Origin of the sequence: Rickettsia amblyommatis, from assembly GCF_002078335.1 — a bacterium.
GTDB lineage: Bacteria > Pseudomonadota > Alphaproteobacteria > Rickettsiales > Rickettsiaceae > Rickettsia > Rickettsia rickettsii.
In genome coordinates this window covers 968273-984398 of record NZ_CP015012.1, presented here as the reverse complement: position 1 = coordinate 984398, position 16126 = coordinate 968273, and the positions used below count along the sequence as shown (strand labels likewise).

Sequence of the window (16126 nt, the reverse complement as noted above, 5' to 3'; positions counted from 1 at the left end):
GTTAGTTTTATTGTTTAAATTTTCTATAGAGCTTTAGAAAAATAGATTTTTCTTCTTCACTAATAATTAGTTTATTTTTAAGAATTTTTATTTCTTCTAAAGCATTATTTAGCTCTGTTACAGTATTATTTAATTTCATAGTTTAAGTTTTTCTCTTCGCTATTTTTAAATGCATCTCTAGTTTGCAGCAATTGTTTTAATATATCTTGGGATTGCAAACCTAGCTTTTCTAAAAATTCCAGAGTCCAAGCTGAAATTGGATAGTTAAATAATTGTTTTATAGGCTTTAAATCTGAGTTACTAGATATACAGATTATAGAATTAGGAGGATTTTGTCAGAATGCGTGTCGTTAGTTACACCATCTACTCCTTATAGAAAAATTCTTTGTTCGGATATGATTCAAAGTCTTTTTCAGTAATGCAATTAACTAAATGATGTATATTCCCTTCCGGTTCATTAAAAGGTACATTTACTATTAATCGTTTTTTATATTTAAGATTAAGTGCTAGATTTAACCCATCTTCAATATGCTCAAGTACATGTCGTGATACAATATAATCATATTCTTCTGTCTTTTTAATAAAACTAACTAAATCAGATTTAATATATTGTATATTAGATGCTCCATAATTTTGTTCAGCATAAATTATAGATTCTTTACTGATATCTATTGCTGTAATTTCTACTCCTAATATATCGCTAACATGAAAGTTCCGTGTCCCGTTCCACAACATATATCTAAAATTTTTATTTTTTGATTTAGCATTAATGGGCTATTAAGTATATCGGCTTCTATAATTTTTTATAGCTACTTTTATGACGCATTACCTCTAAAACATCATAAGTTTCCCCAGGAATTAATCTTTCTCCATCATTATAAATTTCTTCTAACATAAATTATTTAAACTATTATAATTTTAATAAATATTCGGCGATAAATACAGCAGGGTTTTCTACAGGATCAAGCATCTTTTTAAATTGATTTCTGCCACTACTATTTTCATGATAAGGTAAATAATGATTTTGCTTAATAAATTCTATATAGTTAATAATATCTTGCGGCTCATAAGCAAAATACATATATTTTTTTAATTCTTTAGATAGAGCATTACTATTAAATTCATTATTCCAACCATTACTTAAGTAAATTATAGGCTTATCGGCAACTACTACTTCAGCAAGAGATGAAGTACCGTCACTTATTACAATATCTGACACCATTATATCATCCAGTAACGACCTGAATGCATGTGCAGAAACAGTAACATTGTTTAAAGAGTTAAATCTATTTAATATATTATCCATATCACTTTGGCTTAAGTAATTTTTACCGACCGCATAGGTAAATAGTGTAACATGCGGTCTTATAATAAAATGAATATTAGGATGTTGTAATGCATAATTATAGAAAAAATAGTGATAATTTAAGAAAGTAGAACCTCCTTCATATAAATCTCTATTTTTAAATGATAATTCCCATCTAGGAAGCCATAAAATGGTTTCCGAGTTTGGTTTTTCTTTAATATTATAATTTCTTACTTCATAGTATGGTTGATAACCTGAAACAATAACTCTATCCTTAGGAAATTTATAATTACTAATAAAGATATCCTTGGTACTTTCTGAATCAACAAATACCGTCTCTATGCAACTTGATAACTTATCATCATCAATATTTTTTTGATGAAAGATATGCGGACCATAGACTATATACATAATTTTTGTTTTAGTTCCTCTAAAGCTCTTATACAAATTAGCAACCGTAAAAGGTTCTGATATATAGCCTTGAAAATTTTCGTAAGGGTTTTGCGTAAAGATAAAATCCGGCTGATAATTTTTTAGTTCAGAAATTTCACATTTTGTATTAACATTTGAATAAGAAGCATACTTACCGCATGGATATATCACATCTTGTGTATCAAATTTACTAATAAACCCGGTATCTATTCCTCCTTGAATATTGGGATGAGGATGAGGTACTATTACAATTTTGACATCATGACCTATTTTTTTCATCTCATTATACATTGCGTATACGCCTTTGCCGCCGAATGTCTCTGTACTAACAAGGAAAACTATTTTTTGATAAGAATTTTCTTTGGAATAGCAAAAAGAAGATATAAGAGTTATTAGTAAAAAAACACTTAAAAATAAAGTGTTAAGTTTTATTAATTTAAAGAATTTCATGTTTTTGATATGATAATAATGAATAGGATTACTTTTTAAACCATACTGTACGGTTAACATAATCCACATAACTTAACACTATACGTAATATTTTCTTTGATACAAGTCCTGCTGCTGCATAATCCGGCACGATATCTTGCAAGCGTTTATTATTCTTGTGTTCTTCCGTAATAGCTTTCACCGATTGTAGTACCCGTTCAGCCTTAAAACCCGACATAATAAGCGTTCCGGCGTCCATACCTTCAGGCCGTTCATGTGCTTCTCGAATATTTAAAGCAGGTAAATTAAGTATAGACACCTCTTCAGTGATAGTACCGCTATCGGATAAAATACAAAATGCATTCATCTGAAGTTTGACGTAGTCCGTAAACCCGAAGGCCGGCAAAAATCTTATTTTATCGCCAAGTTCTCTAACCCCCTCTAAATCCTCAAGCCTTTTTTTAGTCCTTGGGTGTGTTGAGAAGATTACAGGAAAATTATACTCTTTAATAAGCGTTTGTAAACTACTTAATAATTCTTTCAGATTATTTTTGACATCAACATTTTCCTCACGATGTGAGCTAATTAAGAAATATTGCTTTGTGGTAAGTGACAATTTATCTAAAATATCAGACTTTAATATTTTAGGCATAAAGCGATCAAGGACCTCAGGCATATGTGAACCTGATTTAAAAATAAGCTCAGGCGGTAAACCTTCGAAAATTAAATAACGTCTTGCATGCTCAGTTAACGTAATGTTAACGTCACTAATATGATCAATGATTTTACGGTTTATTTCTTCAGGTACACGCTGATCAAAACAACGATTTCCCGCTTCCATATGAAAAATCGGAATTTTACGGCGTTTAGCGGCCATTGCCGATAAACATGAATTAGTATCACCGTAAAATAAAACGGCGTCGGGCTTTTCTTTCTCAAGTACTTCATCAACTTTTTCGATAATAAGCCCGATAGATTTTGCCGTATTATCTGCTGCTACTTCTAAGAAATAATCGGGTTTTCTAATTCCCATATCATCAAAAAAAACCTGATGTAATTCATATGCATAATTTTGACCGGTGTGAACTAGGATGTGATTAGTATATTTATCAAACTCGGAAATCACGCAGCATAGTTTAATAAGTTCAGGACGAGTACCGACAATTGTCATTACCTTAAGCATTTTTTAGCTCCTCTTGTACGTAATCAAGAGTCAGTAATAACTCTTTTACTTCTTCTAAATTTAAACGTTTTGTATTATGGGAAGTGTAATCCTCTAAAAGTGCTACTTTCTTTTCACCTTCAACAAAATATTTTGCATAATTAAGATCGCGCCCGTCCATAGGAATACGGTAATAATCCCTTAAATCATCAGCTTTTGCCATTTCTTCTGATGATACTAATGATTCGTAATGTTTTTCGCCGTGACGTGTACCGATAAAACGTATTTCATTTTTGCTATCGAATATATCTTGTAACGCTTTTGCGAGTACTTCAATTGTGCTTGCCGGAGATTTTTGTACGAAAATATCACCCTGATGACCATGCTCAAACGCATATAAAACTAAATCCACCGAATCTACAAGCGACATTAAAAAACGTGTCATTGACGGTTCTGTAATGGTTAATTCCTTACCTTGTTTTATTTGATTGATAAAAAGAGGAATTACCGAACCTCTAGAAGCCATAACATTACCGTATCTAGTGACGCAAAGCACAGTCTCACCTGGAGAACGCATACGTGCTTTTGCTATTGCTAACTTTTCCATTAATGCTTTAGATAATCCCATTGCATTAATTGGATATACAGCCTTATCGGTACTCAGTACAATAACTTTTGTCACTTTGTTATTAATAGCAGCACTTAAAACATTTTCAGCACCTAAGACGTTAGTATTTATTGCTTCCATAGGATAAAATTCACAAGTCGGAACCTGCTTTAAAGCAGCGGCATGGAATACATAATCTACACCGTGCATTGCCTCATCAATACTTTTATAATTGCGTACGTCCCCGATATAGAATTTAAGTTTCGGATTATTTAAAGCAATACGCATATCCTCTTGTTTTTTTTCATCTCTACTGAAAATACGAATTTCCTTAATATCGTTAATAATATCAGATTTAAGAAAACGAGAAAGCACCGCATTACCAAACGAACCAGTGCCTCCTGTAATCATTAAAGTTTTATCTACAAACATTATATATAAATACCTATTTTGTTATTATTCATTCTGTCATTGTGTCAATCGAGAAACACTCTAAGGTAGTCATCATGTGGCTTGTCCACAGGGTCCAGTTATAAAAAATACAAACATAAAAAGCTCGATTTATCTCACTTTATGCTGGATTCCGTGTACAAGCCTATAGTACCGTAGTACCAGACATTTTTCTTCTATGTCATTCCCGCGTAGGCAGGGAATCCAGTAAAGTACAGCCTTTTTTAAAAGCTTTACTTTAAAAAAACTATATAATAAAAAATCTTTAAAATGAAAGATTTTTTAGTCTGGATCCTTGCTTTCGCGGGGATGACATTGAGATCTTTTTAAAAACTGTCCGGTACTATAGGACAAGCCACGGGATGACAAGAGTGGACAAACCTATATTCACAATGACAATTTACTTAAACTCACACATACGCTTTACAAGCTCAAGCCATTCAGGAGGCGTATATCCCGTCACCTCATTAAAACGAGTGCTATCTAGTGAGCGATCTATTACAAGCTCATCTGAAGGAATAATATCGATTTCTTTATTATATATTTCTGCTACTAATTTTAACAATTCTAACTTATTAATCGGTTTTGAGGCAACATGATAAAGCCCGTGCAACTCTTTATTAGGTAACACAAAATCCCTTATTATTCTTGCAAGCTCTACTGTCGGGAATCCTGAATAAATAGCTTTCTCAAACCCTTTCACTGAACCTTCTGCACTTAAAAACCAATTGATTAAGCTTCTATTGCCTGCTAGCTCATGACCTATAATGGAAGTACGCAATGTGATAGCATGCGGATAATCTACCTCACCAAGAAATTTTGAACAACCATAAAGGTCATAACAGTCAGAAAAATCGCTTTCCTTATAATTACCTTTTTTTCCTGAAAACACACAATCAGTACTAATATGGATTAACCTTGAATTAGCTAGTTTACATAAATTAGCTAGCCTATGAGGCAGCAAACTATTTATCGGTAATGCTTTTAACGGGTCATTAGCATCTGCCAATTGTTTTACAAGCCCTATACAATTTATTACTATATCGGGTTTTGTTTGACTAAATACCTCAACTAACGAATCATGGTTCTCAACATCTACATTTGTAATTAATTTATCGGATAAATCCTTAGAAAAGTAAGAACGAGCTGAATTATTTCGGGCTGTCGCAAAAATGTCAAATTTTTTATCACTACTTAAAAACCTGAATATGCTATTACCTAGCATACCGGTAACACCTAAAATTAATATTTTCATAGTATATTTTATTTATTTTTACCGAATCGGTTCTATCATAAATAATATATCTTTACAATAGTGCTTTGAGTGCGTAACAATACTGAGTTATAAATAATTAACTTGCCATAGAAAAGGTTCTTACTCTATCTTCTGTAATTTTCCAACCTTCATCTTCTGCAAGTTCTAAATCATATTGGTCTTGCATATTCATCCACCAACGAGGATTAATATTAAAATACTTACCCAAACGAAGGGCTGTATCAGCGGTCATTGAACGATGATGCTTAATTATAGTAACGGGTACATCAATATCACGAGCAAGTTTGCTTTGACTAATCCCCATAGGTTCCATAAATTCTGCTAGTAAAATTTGTCCCGGTGAAATAGGAGGTAATTTGTTGGTCATAAATTCTTGGCTTTGTTGCATGGACCGTTTTATGTCATTCCCGCGTAGGCGGGAATCCAGTAAAACCTATAAAAACAAGTTTTTATAGGTTTATTTTGTCAAATATGCACCTTCTATATCAATATTGAAGTTATTTTGCTGGATCCCCGCTTTCGCGGGGATGGCATTGAGTAGGTTTTTCGATCCATGCAACAACTCCTCAATTCTTTCCTAATTAAATATTTTTTATAGAATCAAGCACGGTTTCAAGAATCATACTAGCAGCTACTGCATCATCGTTATTATTACGGTCTTTTCTTTTCACTCCAAGCGATTTAAGGAAATTATTTGCAGCTTTGGTAGTTAATCTTTCATCTTGTAAATATATAGGCAAGTTTATAGATTTTGCTAGCTCTTCAGCAAATTTCATTACTATATTTGTTTGCTCCGTTACTGCTCCGCTCATATCAATCGGTAGACCTATTATAACACCGCAAACTTTATATTTCTCGATGATATTAAGCAAGGCAGTAATAACAATTTTTATCTCGGTTATAGTATTTAAGGGCATAGCAATACTACGTTCTTGATTAGATAATGCGATTCCTAATTTTTTGCTTCCGTAATCAATAGCGATAAGCGGAGCATTTGGTATTAAAAGCCGATAAAATTCTTGAAGATTTTTTATGATCATGATAGTTATAAAAATTACTTTATTAATTATTATTTATGCTAAAAACTATTCAGAAACATTTAGATACGAAATTAATTAAATTATCGGCGATTTTAGCCTTTATTTATTGTTTATTATTTAATACCGCAATATTGATTTATAAATTTGATTATTATAAAGCAACAATCTTTAGAGGGATATTAGAGTTATCAAAAAATTTTTGCTATATTTATATGTTTTCTTTTATAGCATTTTTCGGTCTTAGCGTACATAGATTAGTGTTAAAAATCGGCATGGGGTTTTTATTTATAACATCCGCTATTGCTAGTTATTACATTTATTTCTTCAAAATCAATCCTACTAAACAAGTAATAGGTAGTTTTTTCTCAACGGATTTAAACGAAGTTTATGAATTAACCAGCATTAAGTTAATAACATGGATAATTTTTTGCCTTTTTACCTGTTTTTATACTCTCAAATCTTTTGCCGCCGAAAATTCTAAATCATTCGTAACAAAATTATTATCTGCCGCTTGCTTACTTATTTTTGTATATAATATTATTACTCCTTCATTTAAGATACTAAAAAATTATTTTCCCATTCAGTATTTACATAATAGCTACCTTAATTTTGCCGGAAATTTCGGTGATAAAAATTATGCATGTATAGATATTAGCAAACAATATAACTTTATAGATAAGTCAGATAAAGATATTATTGGTGTTTTAGTTATAGGAGAATCAGCAAGATTTGATCATTTCGGTATTAACGGTTATGAAAGAGATACGACTCCTTACTTAAAGACTATTCAAAACCTCATTTCTTTCAAAGCTAAATCTTCTTCTAACCTTACCTATCTTTCCGTACCGTCGTTACTTTCACGTTATCCTGCAAGTCAAATTGAAAATAGTAGACAAGAGAACAGCTTTTTATCAATTTTAACAAATCTTGGCTTTAATACTACCTGGATCGGTACTCAAACTTTAATGAGGAGTTTTGCAAATTTTGACCTCAGTAGTATATATAATGACGTTAATTTTACTATAGTACCGGGCGGCTCTGCCCTATTTTCTTTAAATGATCATGATGAAAAAATATTGCCTTTTATAAAAGAAATAATAACAAACTCAGAGAAACAATTTTTAGTAGTTCACACTTCCGGCAGCCATTGGAACTATAATGCGAGATATCCAAAAGAGTTTGAGTATTTTACCCCTACCTGTCCTATTAAGGTTAAGGGAGATGCAAGTGATTGCGATAAGCTTGCTTTAGTTAACAGTTATGATAACTCTATTTTATATACCGATTTTTTTTTATCTCATTTAATAGATTTGCTTAAAGATAAAAATGCATTTTTATTATATGTATCTGATCACGGCGAGTCCCTCGGAGAAAATGGTTATTACGGTCACGGCGGTCCACTACTTGCAGAACAAATAACCGTACCTCTTATAGTTTGGGTATCAGATGATTTTCAAGCCAAATATCCTAAATCAGTATCTTCAATTAAAAATTATGCTAATACCGAAATTAGCCATGATTATGTATTTCATTCAATCCTTAACTGTTTAAATATAGATTCCAACATAATAGATAAAGACTTAAGTATATGTAAATCTAGTAAAAAATTATTGGATTATTAAAAAATTTATATATAAATTAAGAATGCAATAATTATATGATTTATTATTATGTCTGATATACCTAAACTAGACGACTATTATTATAGATTGTTACAAAGTATTTTACTTAAAACACTAGAACAAAATAAAGCTGCTGAAACGTATTTATTGCAGAAAGATTTTAATAGCGCTTTAAATGAGATAAAAAATGTAAATGAACAACTTGAAGAATATTCAAGCATTCTTTCTTTACTCAAAGTAATTAAAACCTATTTTAGTGATAAAACAATGTATAATTAAGTACCGTTTAACTTAAATCCTTTTTTTATAATTAAAAATAATATAGAGTGGAAATAAAAAAAAGGTATTGAATTATGGAATATGCATTATTAATTTTCAGTATTATAGCGATTTTAGTTATAATACAAATGGTTAAAGTTGTACCGCAACAACAAGCATGGGTAGTAGAAAAACTTGGAAAATTCGATAAGGTACTGCAGCCTGGCTTAAATTTACTCATCCCTGTCATTCAGAGAGTAGCATACAAACATACTTTAAAAGAAGAAGCAATAGACGTTACCGCTCAAACAGCTATTTCAAACGATAACGTAACATTATCTATAGACGGTGTTTTATATGTTAAGATCATTGATCCAATGGCAGCATCTTATGGTGTGAATAACCCTTACTATGCCATAACACAGCTTGCTCAAACTACTATGCGTTCGGAAATCGGTAAACTCCCTTTAGATAGAACTTTTGAAGAGCGCGAAACTTTAAACGTAGCAATTGTAGCAGCTATTAATCAGGCTGCTATAAATTGGGGCATACAATGTATGCGTTATGAAATTAAAGATATTCAACCTCCGCAAACTATACTTAAAGCTATGGAATTGCAGGTAGCGGCAGAGCGTCAAAAAAGAGCTCAAATTCTAGAGTCGGAAGGTAATAGACAAGCAAAAATTAACCATGCAGAAGGTGAAAAAGCACAAATCGTACTGAATTCAGAAGCTTCTTATACAGATCAAGTTAACAGGGCCAAAGGTGAAGCTGAAGCAATAGGCTTAGTCGCTACCGCTACGGCTAATAGTATTGAGATTGTCGCAACTGCCGTACAAAAAACGGGAGGAAGTGATGCAGTAGCTCTTAAAATAGCCGAGCAATATATTAGTGCGTTCGGTAATTTGGCTAAAGATACCAACACCGTAATTTTACCCGCAAATCTTTCAGAACCGAGTAGTTTTGTAACCGGAGCATTAACTATATTTAACCAATTAAAAGCTTCTTCGGGAACGAAAATAGATAAGTAGCAATTTATAAAGATTTATTATTGTAATAATAATTAGTTTTATATATCATATCAGATTATTAATTAATAAAAGGTTATGAATATGTCAGTATTTATCGGCAAAACTGCTCCGGATTTTACAGCTAAAGCTATTATGCCTAATAATAATATAGACGATAAGTTTAAACTTAGCGATTATGCTGCAGGGGATAATATAGTGTTATTTTTTTATCCCCTAGACTTTACTTTTGTTTGTCCATCGGAAATTATAGCATTTCACAATAAGCTTGGTGAATTTACCGAAAGACGTACTAAAGTAGTAGCTGTTAGCGTTGATTCTCATTTTAGCCATTTAGCTTGGAAAAATACTCCGCATAATAAAGGCGGACTTGGACAAGTACAATTCCCAATGGTTTCCGATATAAAAAAGGATATTTCTTCCAAATATAATGTACTTAATGAAGACGGTGTTGCTTTGCGTGGAACTTTTTTAATTGATAAGGATTTCATAGTACGTCACATGCTAGTTAATGACTTACCTATCGGTCGTGATATTAATTATACATTAAAAGTAATCGATGCTTTAACTCATCATCAAAAGCACGGCGAAGTTTGTCCTGCCGGCTGGCATAAAGGTGAGGAAGCAATTACCCCATCACATGAAGGTATAGCACATTATTTAAGCTCACATGCAGAGAAGCTGTAATATATTACTGTGTTATTAAAGTGGAAAACTGTCCTACCGTGGCTTGTCTAGTGTTGTTGCATGGTTCTGATGTCATTCGCGCGAAAGCGGGAATCCAGCAAAAAAATAACCTTAACATTGATAAACAATTACATATTTAACAAAATAAGCATATAAAAACACAAATTTTTATATGCTTGACTGGATTCCCGCCTAAGCAGGCATGACATATAGCACTAACGCAATATCAAATAACCCTAAATAATGTTGAAAGAATTATTTTCTGCTCCTAAAATATCTTATAATATTGAAACAATTAATATTTTACGTCTTATTAGAAGTGAAAATATTGGTCCTAAAACTTTCTTTAGTTTAATTAAATTATTCGGTGATACAGCAACTGCCATAGATAACGTTCCGGATTTTTCATTGCGAGGCGGAAAGTCACAACCAATTAAAATTTTCAGTAAAAGCGATGCTGAAAAAGAGTTAGAGCTTCTCGAAAAAGACAATGCTAAGATCATCACATATAAATCTCCGGAATATCAAAATTATTACTTGAAATTTATGATCCACCGCCAATATTAAGCTATAAAGGTAATATAGAGTTATTAAATCATAATAAATGCGTTGCAATAGTAGGTGCAAAAAACGCTCTGCAAACGGAAGAAGCTTTGCTCATAACATTGCAAATGATTTAGTAAAAGAAGGTTATATAACCGTTTCAGGGTTAGCACGAGGAATAGATAGCAGCGTACATCAAGTTGCAATTTCTCAAACTCTCGGAGTTATTGCAGGCGGTATTGATCATATATATCCACCGGAAAATAAAAAACTATTTGAAAATTTAGCAGAAGAAGGTTTAATATTAGCTGAGTTACCTATCGGCTCTACCCCGCTTGGAAAACATTTTCCACAGCGTAATAGGATAATATCAGGACTAGCCTTAGGAATAGTGGTAGTAGCAGCAAGCTTAAAATCCGGTTCATTAATAACTGCAAAATTTGCACTTGAACAAAATAGGGAAATATTTGCCGTTCCCGGCTTTCCTTTAGATCCAAGACGTCAAGGTACAAATAAATATTAGAGAGGGAGCATATTTAGTGGAATCAGTAGACGATATTGTAGCTAATTTACCGCAATATGAAGAATTTATGAAAAAAGATGATGGATTATTTAAGGATTTTGTTGAGCTAGGAACAGTAAATACGAGATATGTTAAAGAACCGTCACAAAAGGAGCGTACTGCTATATTGGAATTATTATCGGCAGTACCCATAGACTTTGAATGTTTACAAAAAGAAATAGAATTACCGCTTCCTATCATATATACGGTAATATTAGAATTAGAACTCACCGGGACAGTAATGCGTCACGCCGATAATAAAATATCATTAGTTTATAATAAGTAGATGAAATTAGTAATAGTAGAATCGCCGGCAAAGGCAAAAACAATAAATAAATATTTAGGTGATGAGTTTAAGGTCATTGCATCATTCGGTCATATTAGAGATTTACCTTCTAAAAAAGGCTCGGTGTTACCTGATGAAAATTTTGCAATGAAATATGATATTTCCGATAAAGCCGGTAAATATGTAGATACCATAGTTAAAGATGCTAAAAAAGCTGATGCAGTATATCTTGCAACCGATCCTGATCGTGAGGGTGAATCTATCTCATGGCATGTTGCAGAGGTAATAAAAGAAAAGAATCAAGTTAAATCCGATGATTTTTTCAAAAGGGTAGCATTTAACGAAATCACTAAAAAAGCAATTATTCATGCAGTTGAAAACCCTAGGAAACTTGACACTAACTTAGTAAATGCCCAACAAGCAAGAAGAGCTTTAGACTATTTAGTCGGCTTTACCCTTTCACCTCTTTTATGGCGTAAGTTACCGGGATGTAAATCGGCAGGACGTGTGCAGTCCGTGGCTCTACGATTAATATGTGAGCGAGAAGATGAAATAGAGCGTTTTAAGTCAGAAGAATATTGGGATATTAGCCTTAAAATGCAAAATAGTAATAACGAACTATTTACTGCTAAATTGACTCACGTAAACGATCAGAAGTTAGAAAAATTCTCAATTATTAACGAAAAAAACGCCAAAGATTTAACCGAAAAATTAAAATCTCAAAAATTTCATGTTGATAAGATAGAAAAAAAACAACAAAAACGTCAACCACAACCTCCTTTTATTACTTCATCACTACAACAAGAAGCAGCAAGAAAATTAGGTTTTAGTGCTAAAAAGACTATGCAAATAGCACAAAAACTTTATGAGGGTGTTGATATAGGTAAGGAAACTATAGGGCTTATTACTTATATGAGAACCGACGGCATTACATTATCAAATGATGCAATAGCAGATATACGTAAGTTAATCGATAAAAGTTACGGCGATAAATATTTACCAACTAGCCCTAGAATTTATAAATCCAAAGTAAAAAATGCTCAAGAAGCTCATGAAGCAATAAGACCCACAAATATTACTTATACTCCTGATAGCTTAAAAGAAAAGCTAGAAAAGGATTATTATAAGCTTTATGAGTTGATTTGGAAAAGAACTATAGCCTGCCAAATGAAAAATGTTATAATGGATTTGGTAGTTGCAAATTTAGCTTCGGAAAATAAAGAATATTTGGCAAAAGCAAACGGATCGACTATAGCCTTTGACGGATTTTATAAGGTTTATCGTGAAAGTGTGGACGATGAAGCTGAAGAAGAAAATAAAATGCTTCCGCCTTTAAAAGAACAAGAGCCACTTAAAACTAAAGAAGTTATTCCAAATCAACATTTTACCGAACCGCCTCCAAGATATTCAGAAGCAAGTTTAGTGAAAAAACTTGAAGAGCTTGGGATCGGTCGTCCTTCGACCTATGCTAGTATTTTATCGGTTTTACAAGATCGAAAATATGTTGCTCTTGAGAAAAAACGATTTATACCTGAAGAGCTTGGACGTTTGGTAACAGTATTTTTAGTCGGTTTCTTCAAAAAATACGTTGAATATGATTTTACTGCAGGACTTGAAAACGAATTAGACGAAATAGCAGCCGGCAAACTTGAATGGAAAGCTGCTTTAAATAATTTTTGGAGCAGTTTTAACCATAATATTGAATCAGTAAACGAGCAGAAAATAACCGAGATTATTAGCTATGTACAGAAAGCCCTTGATTATCACTTGTTCGGTGAGAATAAAGAATCTAAAGTTTGTCCTTCATGTAACACGGGCGAGCTTAGCTTAAAGCTTGGTAAGTTCGGAGCGTTTTTAGCATGTAGTAATTACCCTGAATGTACTTTTAGAAAATCTATTGTTAGCGGTAACAATAATAACGAGAATGAAGGCGAGCCTACCGCTATGCCTAATGAGAATAAAGTTTTAGGTACGGATAAAGACGGAGTAGAAATATATCTGAAAAAAGGACCTTACGGACCTTATATTCAACTTGGCGAACAAGAAGGCAAAGTAAAGCCGAAACGTAGCCCCGTGCCTGCTAGCTTGAACCAAAATGATATTACACTTGATATAGCATTAAAGCTTCTAAGCTTACCGCTAAAAATAGGTATTCATAAAGATAGCGACGAGGAAATTATTATAGGATACGGTAAATTCGGTCCTTACATAAAATATATGGGTAAATTTATTTCGGTGCAAAAAAAATATGATTTTCTAAATTTAAGCTTAGATGATGCGATGAAGCTAATTGAAGAGAATAAAGCGAAATTAAAGAAGAAACAAGCGTCAATGGTTTAGTGTCACCCCGTGACTTGATCACGAGGTCTCAGGACACAGGCTGTGATACAAGATCCCGTGGCCAAGCCACGGGGATGACAATTAATAAAATTACTTATTTATGACAAAAGTTATAACACGATTTGCTCCGTCACCGACCGGTATGTTACATGTCGGGAATATCAGGGCAGCATTACTTAACTGGCTATATGCAAAGAAGCATAATGGACAGTTTATTTTAAGATTTGACGATACGGATTTAGAGCGTAGTAAACAGGAATATAAAGACGCTATCGAGGAAGATCTAAAATTTTTAAATATTAATTGGGATCAGACATTTAATCAATTAAGTCGTTTAAGTAGATATGATGAAATCAAAAATCTATTACTAGACAAAAAAAGATTATATGCCTGCTATGAGACTCCTGAAGAGCTAGAATTAAAGCGTAAATTTCAATTATCTAAAGGTTTACCACCGATTTATGATCGAGCTAGCTTAAATCTAACTGAAGAGCAAGCAAAGAAATATATAGAACAAGGAAGAAAACCGCACTATAGATTTTTGGTAAATCATGAACCGATTAGCTGGCATGATATGATCAAAGGCAAAGTTAAATATGACGGCAAGGCTTTAAGCGACCCAATAGTGATAAGAGCAGACGGTAGTATGACCTATATGTTATGCTCAGTTATTGACGATATTGATTATGATATTACTCATATTATTAGGGGTGAAGATCACGTTAGCAATACCGCCATTCAAATTCAAATGTTTGAGGCTTTAAATACTACTCCTCCGACTTTTGGGCATTTAAGTTTAATAATCAATAAAGATGAGAAAATTTCTAAAAGAGTTGGAGGGTTTGAAATCGCAACTCTTAGAAAAGAAGTCGGAATCGAAGCTATGGCAATCGCTAGCTTTTTTAGTTTACTTGGTTCATCAGCACAAATCTTGCCTTATAAATCAATGGAGAAGCTAGCAAATCAATTTGAGATAAGTAGTTTCTCTAAAAGTCCAACTATCTATCAGCCAAAAGATTTAGAAAGATTAAATCATAAATTACTTATAAGTTTAGATTTTGATACAGTAAAAGAACGCCTTAAAGAAATAGATGCCGAGTATATTGATGAAAATTTTTGGTTATCGGTAAGCCCTAACTTGCAAAAATTACGTGATGTAAAAGATTGGTGGGAAATTTGCCATCAAACTCCGAATGTAGAAAATCTAAATTTAGATAAGGAATATTTAAAGCAAGCAGCAGAATTATTACCGAAAGGTGAAATCACTAAAGATAGCTGGAGCATTTGGACTAAAGAAATAACAAATATAACAGGCAGGAAAGGTAAGGAGTTATTTTTACCTCTTCGCCTTGCTTTAACCGCCAGAGAATCAGGACCAGAAATCACAGACGTTTTACCTTTGATTGATAGAGAAGAGATAATAAAGCGTTTAACTAGTGCATGACTCTCTTATGTCATTCCCGCGAAAGCGGGAATGACATAAGAGAGTCATGCACCTCCTTGCAATGACGATTGAGTATGACAATATTTTAACTATAATACTCTATCATGTTAGTATTAATAGCACCGGCAAGCTCTGCGGTATCACCGTAAATATTATCGGCAATAAGAGAAACTATACCTGCTGTTCCTGCTACTAAACCTTCCACAGTTTCATAAGCTACATATCCTACAGTTAGTCCTGCTTTTACTGTATTTTTTACACATTCGATAGAATCGGACTGCGAAATTAAAATTGCTCCTAAGGTAAAAGCACCGATAAGAACCGGAGGATTGTAATAAGCAAAAGTTGCAAGGCTTACTACGGTTGCTTGAGCAAATGTAGATACAACAGAATAATTAGAGTTGTTTACATCAGAAACAAAACCTTGAACGGAACATACAGTTTTTGCACCGTTTTCTATCACATTAATAGCATGTTCCGTTGCTAAGGTAGCATCACATTGTGAAAATCTGTCGCAGCTTTGGTAGCATTTTGAAAATGAATTGTAGCACTGTCAAAGTAACTAGATGTTTTTTTTTGAAGTTTGTGGCTCCGTATAGTTTTTTATCATGATTTTTCCCCTTAAATTAAATCGTGACGCAATTATAACTTAAA

Annotated in this window: 16 protein-coding genes and 2 pseudogenes; 9 read left to right on the top strand and 9 right to left on the bottom strand. The window is 32.8% G+C overall.

Going from position 1 to position 16126, the window contains the following annotated elements:
* Positions 1–7 precede the first annotated feature (7 nt).
* The 8 genes and pseudogenes from A3305_RS11265 to ruvX form a co-directional block, all read right to left on the bottom strand.
* Positions 8–139 carry a hypothetical protein gene (locus A3305_RS11265; protein WP_014392095.1) on the bottom strand — a complete coding sequence of 44 codons (132 nt, stop codon included), beginning with the start codon at positions 137–139 and terminating at the stop codon, positions 8–10.
* Positions 140–423: 284 nt separating this feature from the next.
* Positions 424–895 (bottom strand): annotated as a pseudogene (locus tag A3305_RS05605) (class I SAM-dependent methyltransferase); the annotation flags it as partial.
* Positions 896–910: 15 nt separating this feature from the next.
* Complete coding sequence (locus A3305_RS05600) at positions 911–2257, bottom strand: hypothetical protein (RefSeq protein ID WP_014392094.1); 1347 nt, start codon at positions 2255–2257, stop codon at positions 911–913.
* The gene (wecB, locus tag A3305_RS05595) at positions 2217–3350 is read right to left on the bottom strand and encodes a non-hydrolyzing UDP-N-acetylglucosamine 2-epimerase (RefSeq protein ID WP_014392093.1); all 1134 of its coding nucleotides are present in this window, start codon (positions 3348–3350) and stop codon (positions 2217–2219) included. The genes A3305_RS05600 and wecB overlap by 41 nt, the downstream gene beginning before the upstream one ends.
* Complete coding sequence (capD, locus tag A3305_RS05590) at positions 3343–4368, bottom strand: UDP-glucose 4-epimerase (protein WP_014392092.1); 1026 nt, start codon at positions 4366–4368, stop codon at positions 3343–3345. Before capD ends, wecB begins: the two co-directional genes overlap by 8 nt.
* A 418-nt stretch (positions 4369–4786) precedes the next feature.
* On the bottom strand, positions 4787–5641 hold the full coding sequence (locus A3305_RS05580) for a dTDP-4-dehydrorhamnose reductase family protein (RefSeq protein WP_014392091.1): 855 nt from the start codon (positions 5639–5641) through the stop codon (positions 4787–4789).
* Between the two features lie 97 nt (positions 5642–5738).
* The gene (locus A3305_RS05575) at positions 5739–6050 is read right to left on the bottom strand and encodes a HigA family addiction module antitoxin (RefSeq protein ID WP_014392090.1); all 312 of its coding nucleotides are present in this window, start codon (positions 6048–6050) and stop codon (positions 5739–5741) included.
* 193 nt (positions 6051–6243) lie between these two features.
* Positions 6244–6702: a Holliday junction resolvase RuvX gene (gene ruvX / locus A3305_RS05570; RefSeq protein ID WP_014392089.1), complete on the bottom strand. Its 459-nt coding sequence runs from the start codon at positions 6700–6702 to the stop codon at positions 6244–6246.
* Between the two features lie 35 nt (positions 6703–6737).
* Between ruvX and A3305_RS05565 the strand changes: the two genes are divergently transcribed.
* From A3305_RS05565 to gltX, 9 genes and pseudogenes are all read left to right on the top strand, one after another.
* A complete protein-coding gene (locus A3305_RS05565) occupies positions 6738–8324 on the top strand; it encodes a phosphoethanolamine transferase (RefSeq protein WP_014392088.1) in 1587 nt (528 codons plus the stop codon).
* A gap of 48 nt (positions 8325–8372) precedes the next feature.
* Complete coding sequence (locus A3305_RS05560; protein ID WP_014392087.1) at positions 8373–8603, top strand: hypothetical protein; 231 nt, start codon at positions 8373–8375, stop codon at positions 8601–8603.
* A 74-nt stretch (positions 8604–8677) separates the two neighbouring features.
* On the top strand, positions 8678–9613 hold the full coding sequence (locus A3305_RS05555) for an SPFH domain-containing protein (protein ID WP_014365972.1): 936 nt from the start codon (positions 8678–8680) through the stop codon (positions 9611–9613).
* A gap of 81 nt (positions 9614–9694) precedes the next feature.
* Complete coding sequence (locus A3305_RS05550; protein ID WP_014392086.1) at positions 9695–10297, top strand: peroxiredoxin; 603 nt, start codon at positions 9695–9697, stop codon at positions 10295–10297.
* A 243-nt stretch (positions 10298–10540) separates the two neighbouring features.
* Positions 10541–10864 (top strand): hypothetical protein, encoded by a 324-nt coding sequence (locus tag A3305_RS05545; protein ID WP_014392085.1) that lies wholly within the window; start codon positions 10541–10543, stop codon positions 10862–10864.
* A pseudogene (locus tag A3305_RS10620) lies at positions 10810–11363 on the top strand (DNA-processing protein DprA). The gene A3305_RS05545 and the pseudogene A3305_RS10620 overlap by 55 nt, the downstream one beginning before the upstream one ends.
* A gap of 16 nt (positions 11364–11379) precedes the next feature.
* On the top strand, positions 11380–11688 hold the full coding sequence (locus tag A3305_RS05540) for a hypothetical protein (RefSeq protein ID WP_082069279.1): 309 nt from the start codon (positions 11380–11382) through the stop codon (positions 11686–11688).
* Positions 11689–14028, top strand: coding sequence for a type I DNA topoisomerase (topA, locus tag A3305_RS05535; protein WP_014392084.1), 2340 nt, complete (start codon positions 11689–11691; stop codon positions 14026–14028).
* 100 nt (positions 14029–14128) lie between these two features.
* Complete coding sequence (gene gltX / locus A3305_RS05530) at positions 14129–15472, top strand: glutamate--tRNA ligase (protein WP_014392083.1); 1344 nt, start codon at positions 14129–14131, stop codon at positions 15470–15472.
* Positions 15473–15557: 85 nt separating this feature from the next.
* On the opposite strand, the gene A3305_RS10615 is transcribed toward gltX, so the two are convergent.
* Positions 15558–15935: a hypothetical protein gene (locus A3305_RS10615; RefSeq protein ID WP_014392082.1), complete on the bottom strand. Its 378-nt coding sequence runs from the start codon at positions 15933–15935 to the stop codon at positions 15558–15560.
* Positions 15936–16126 lie beyond the last annotated feature (191 nt).

Bases quoted from the DNA above. Each gene is read 5' to 3' on its own strand.
- A3305_RS11265 (WP_014392095.1), bottom strand. From the start codon at position 139: ATGAAATTAAATAATACTGTAACAGAGCTAAATAATGCTTTAGAAGAA.
- A3305_RS05600 (WP_014392094.1), bottom strand. From the start codon at position 2,257: ATGTGGATTATGTTAACCGTACAGTATGGTTTAAAAAGTAATCCTATT.
- wecB (WP_014392093.1), bottom strand. From the start codon at position 3,350: ATGCTTAAGGTAATGACAATTGTCGGTACTCGTCCTGAACTTATTAAA.
- capD (WP_014392092.1), bottom strand. From the start codon at position 4,368: ATGTTTGTAGATAAAACTTTAATGATTACAGGAGGCACTGGTTCGTTT.
- A3305_RS05580 (WP_014392091.1), bottom strand. From the start codon at position 5,641: ATGAAAATATTAATTTTAGGTGTTACCGGTATGCTAGGTAATAGCATA.
- A3305_RS05575 (WP_014392090.1), bottom strand. From the start codon at position 6,050: ATGCAACAAAGCCAAGAATTTATGACCAACAAATTACCTCCTATTTCA.
- ruvX (WP_014392089.1), bottom strand. From the start codon at position 6,702: ATGATCATAAAAAATCTTCAAGAATTTTATCGGCTTTTAATACCAAAT.
- A3305_RS05565 (WP_014392088.1), top strand. From the start codon at position 6,738: ATGCTAAAAACTATTCAGAAACATTTAGATACGAAATTAATTAAATTA.
- A3305_RS05560 (WP_014392087.1), top strand. From the start codon at position 8,373: ATGTCTGATATACCTAAACTAGACGACTATTATTATAGATTGTTACAA.
- A3305_RS05555 (WP_014365972.1), top strand. From the start codon at position 8,678: ATGGAATATGCATTATTAATTTTCAGTATTATAGCGATTTTAGTTATA.
- A3305_RS05550 (WP_014392086.1), top strand. From the start codon at position 9,695: ATGTCAGTATTTATCGGCAAAACTGCTCCGGATTTTACAGCTAAAGCT.
- A3305_RS05545 (WP_014392085.1), top strand. From the start codon at position 10,541: ATGTTGAAAGAATTATTTTCTGCTCCTAAAATATCTTATAATATTGAA.
- topA (WP_014392084.1), top strand. From the start codon at position 11,689: ATGAAATTAGTAATAGTAGAATCGCCGGCAAAGGCAAAAACAATAAAT.
- gltX (WP_014392083.1), top strand. From the start codon at position 14,129: ATGACAAAAGTTATAACACGATTTGCTCCGTCACCGACCGGTATGTTA.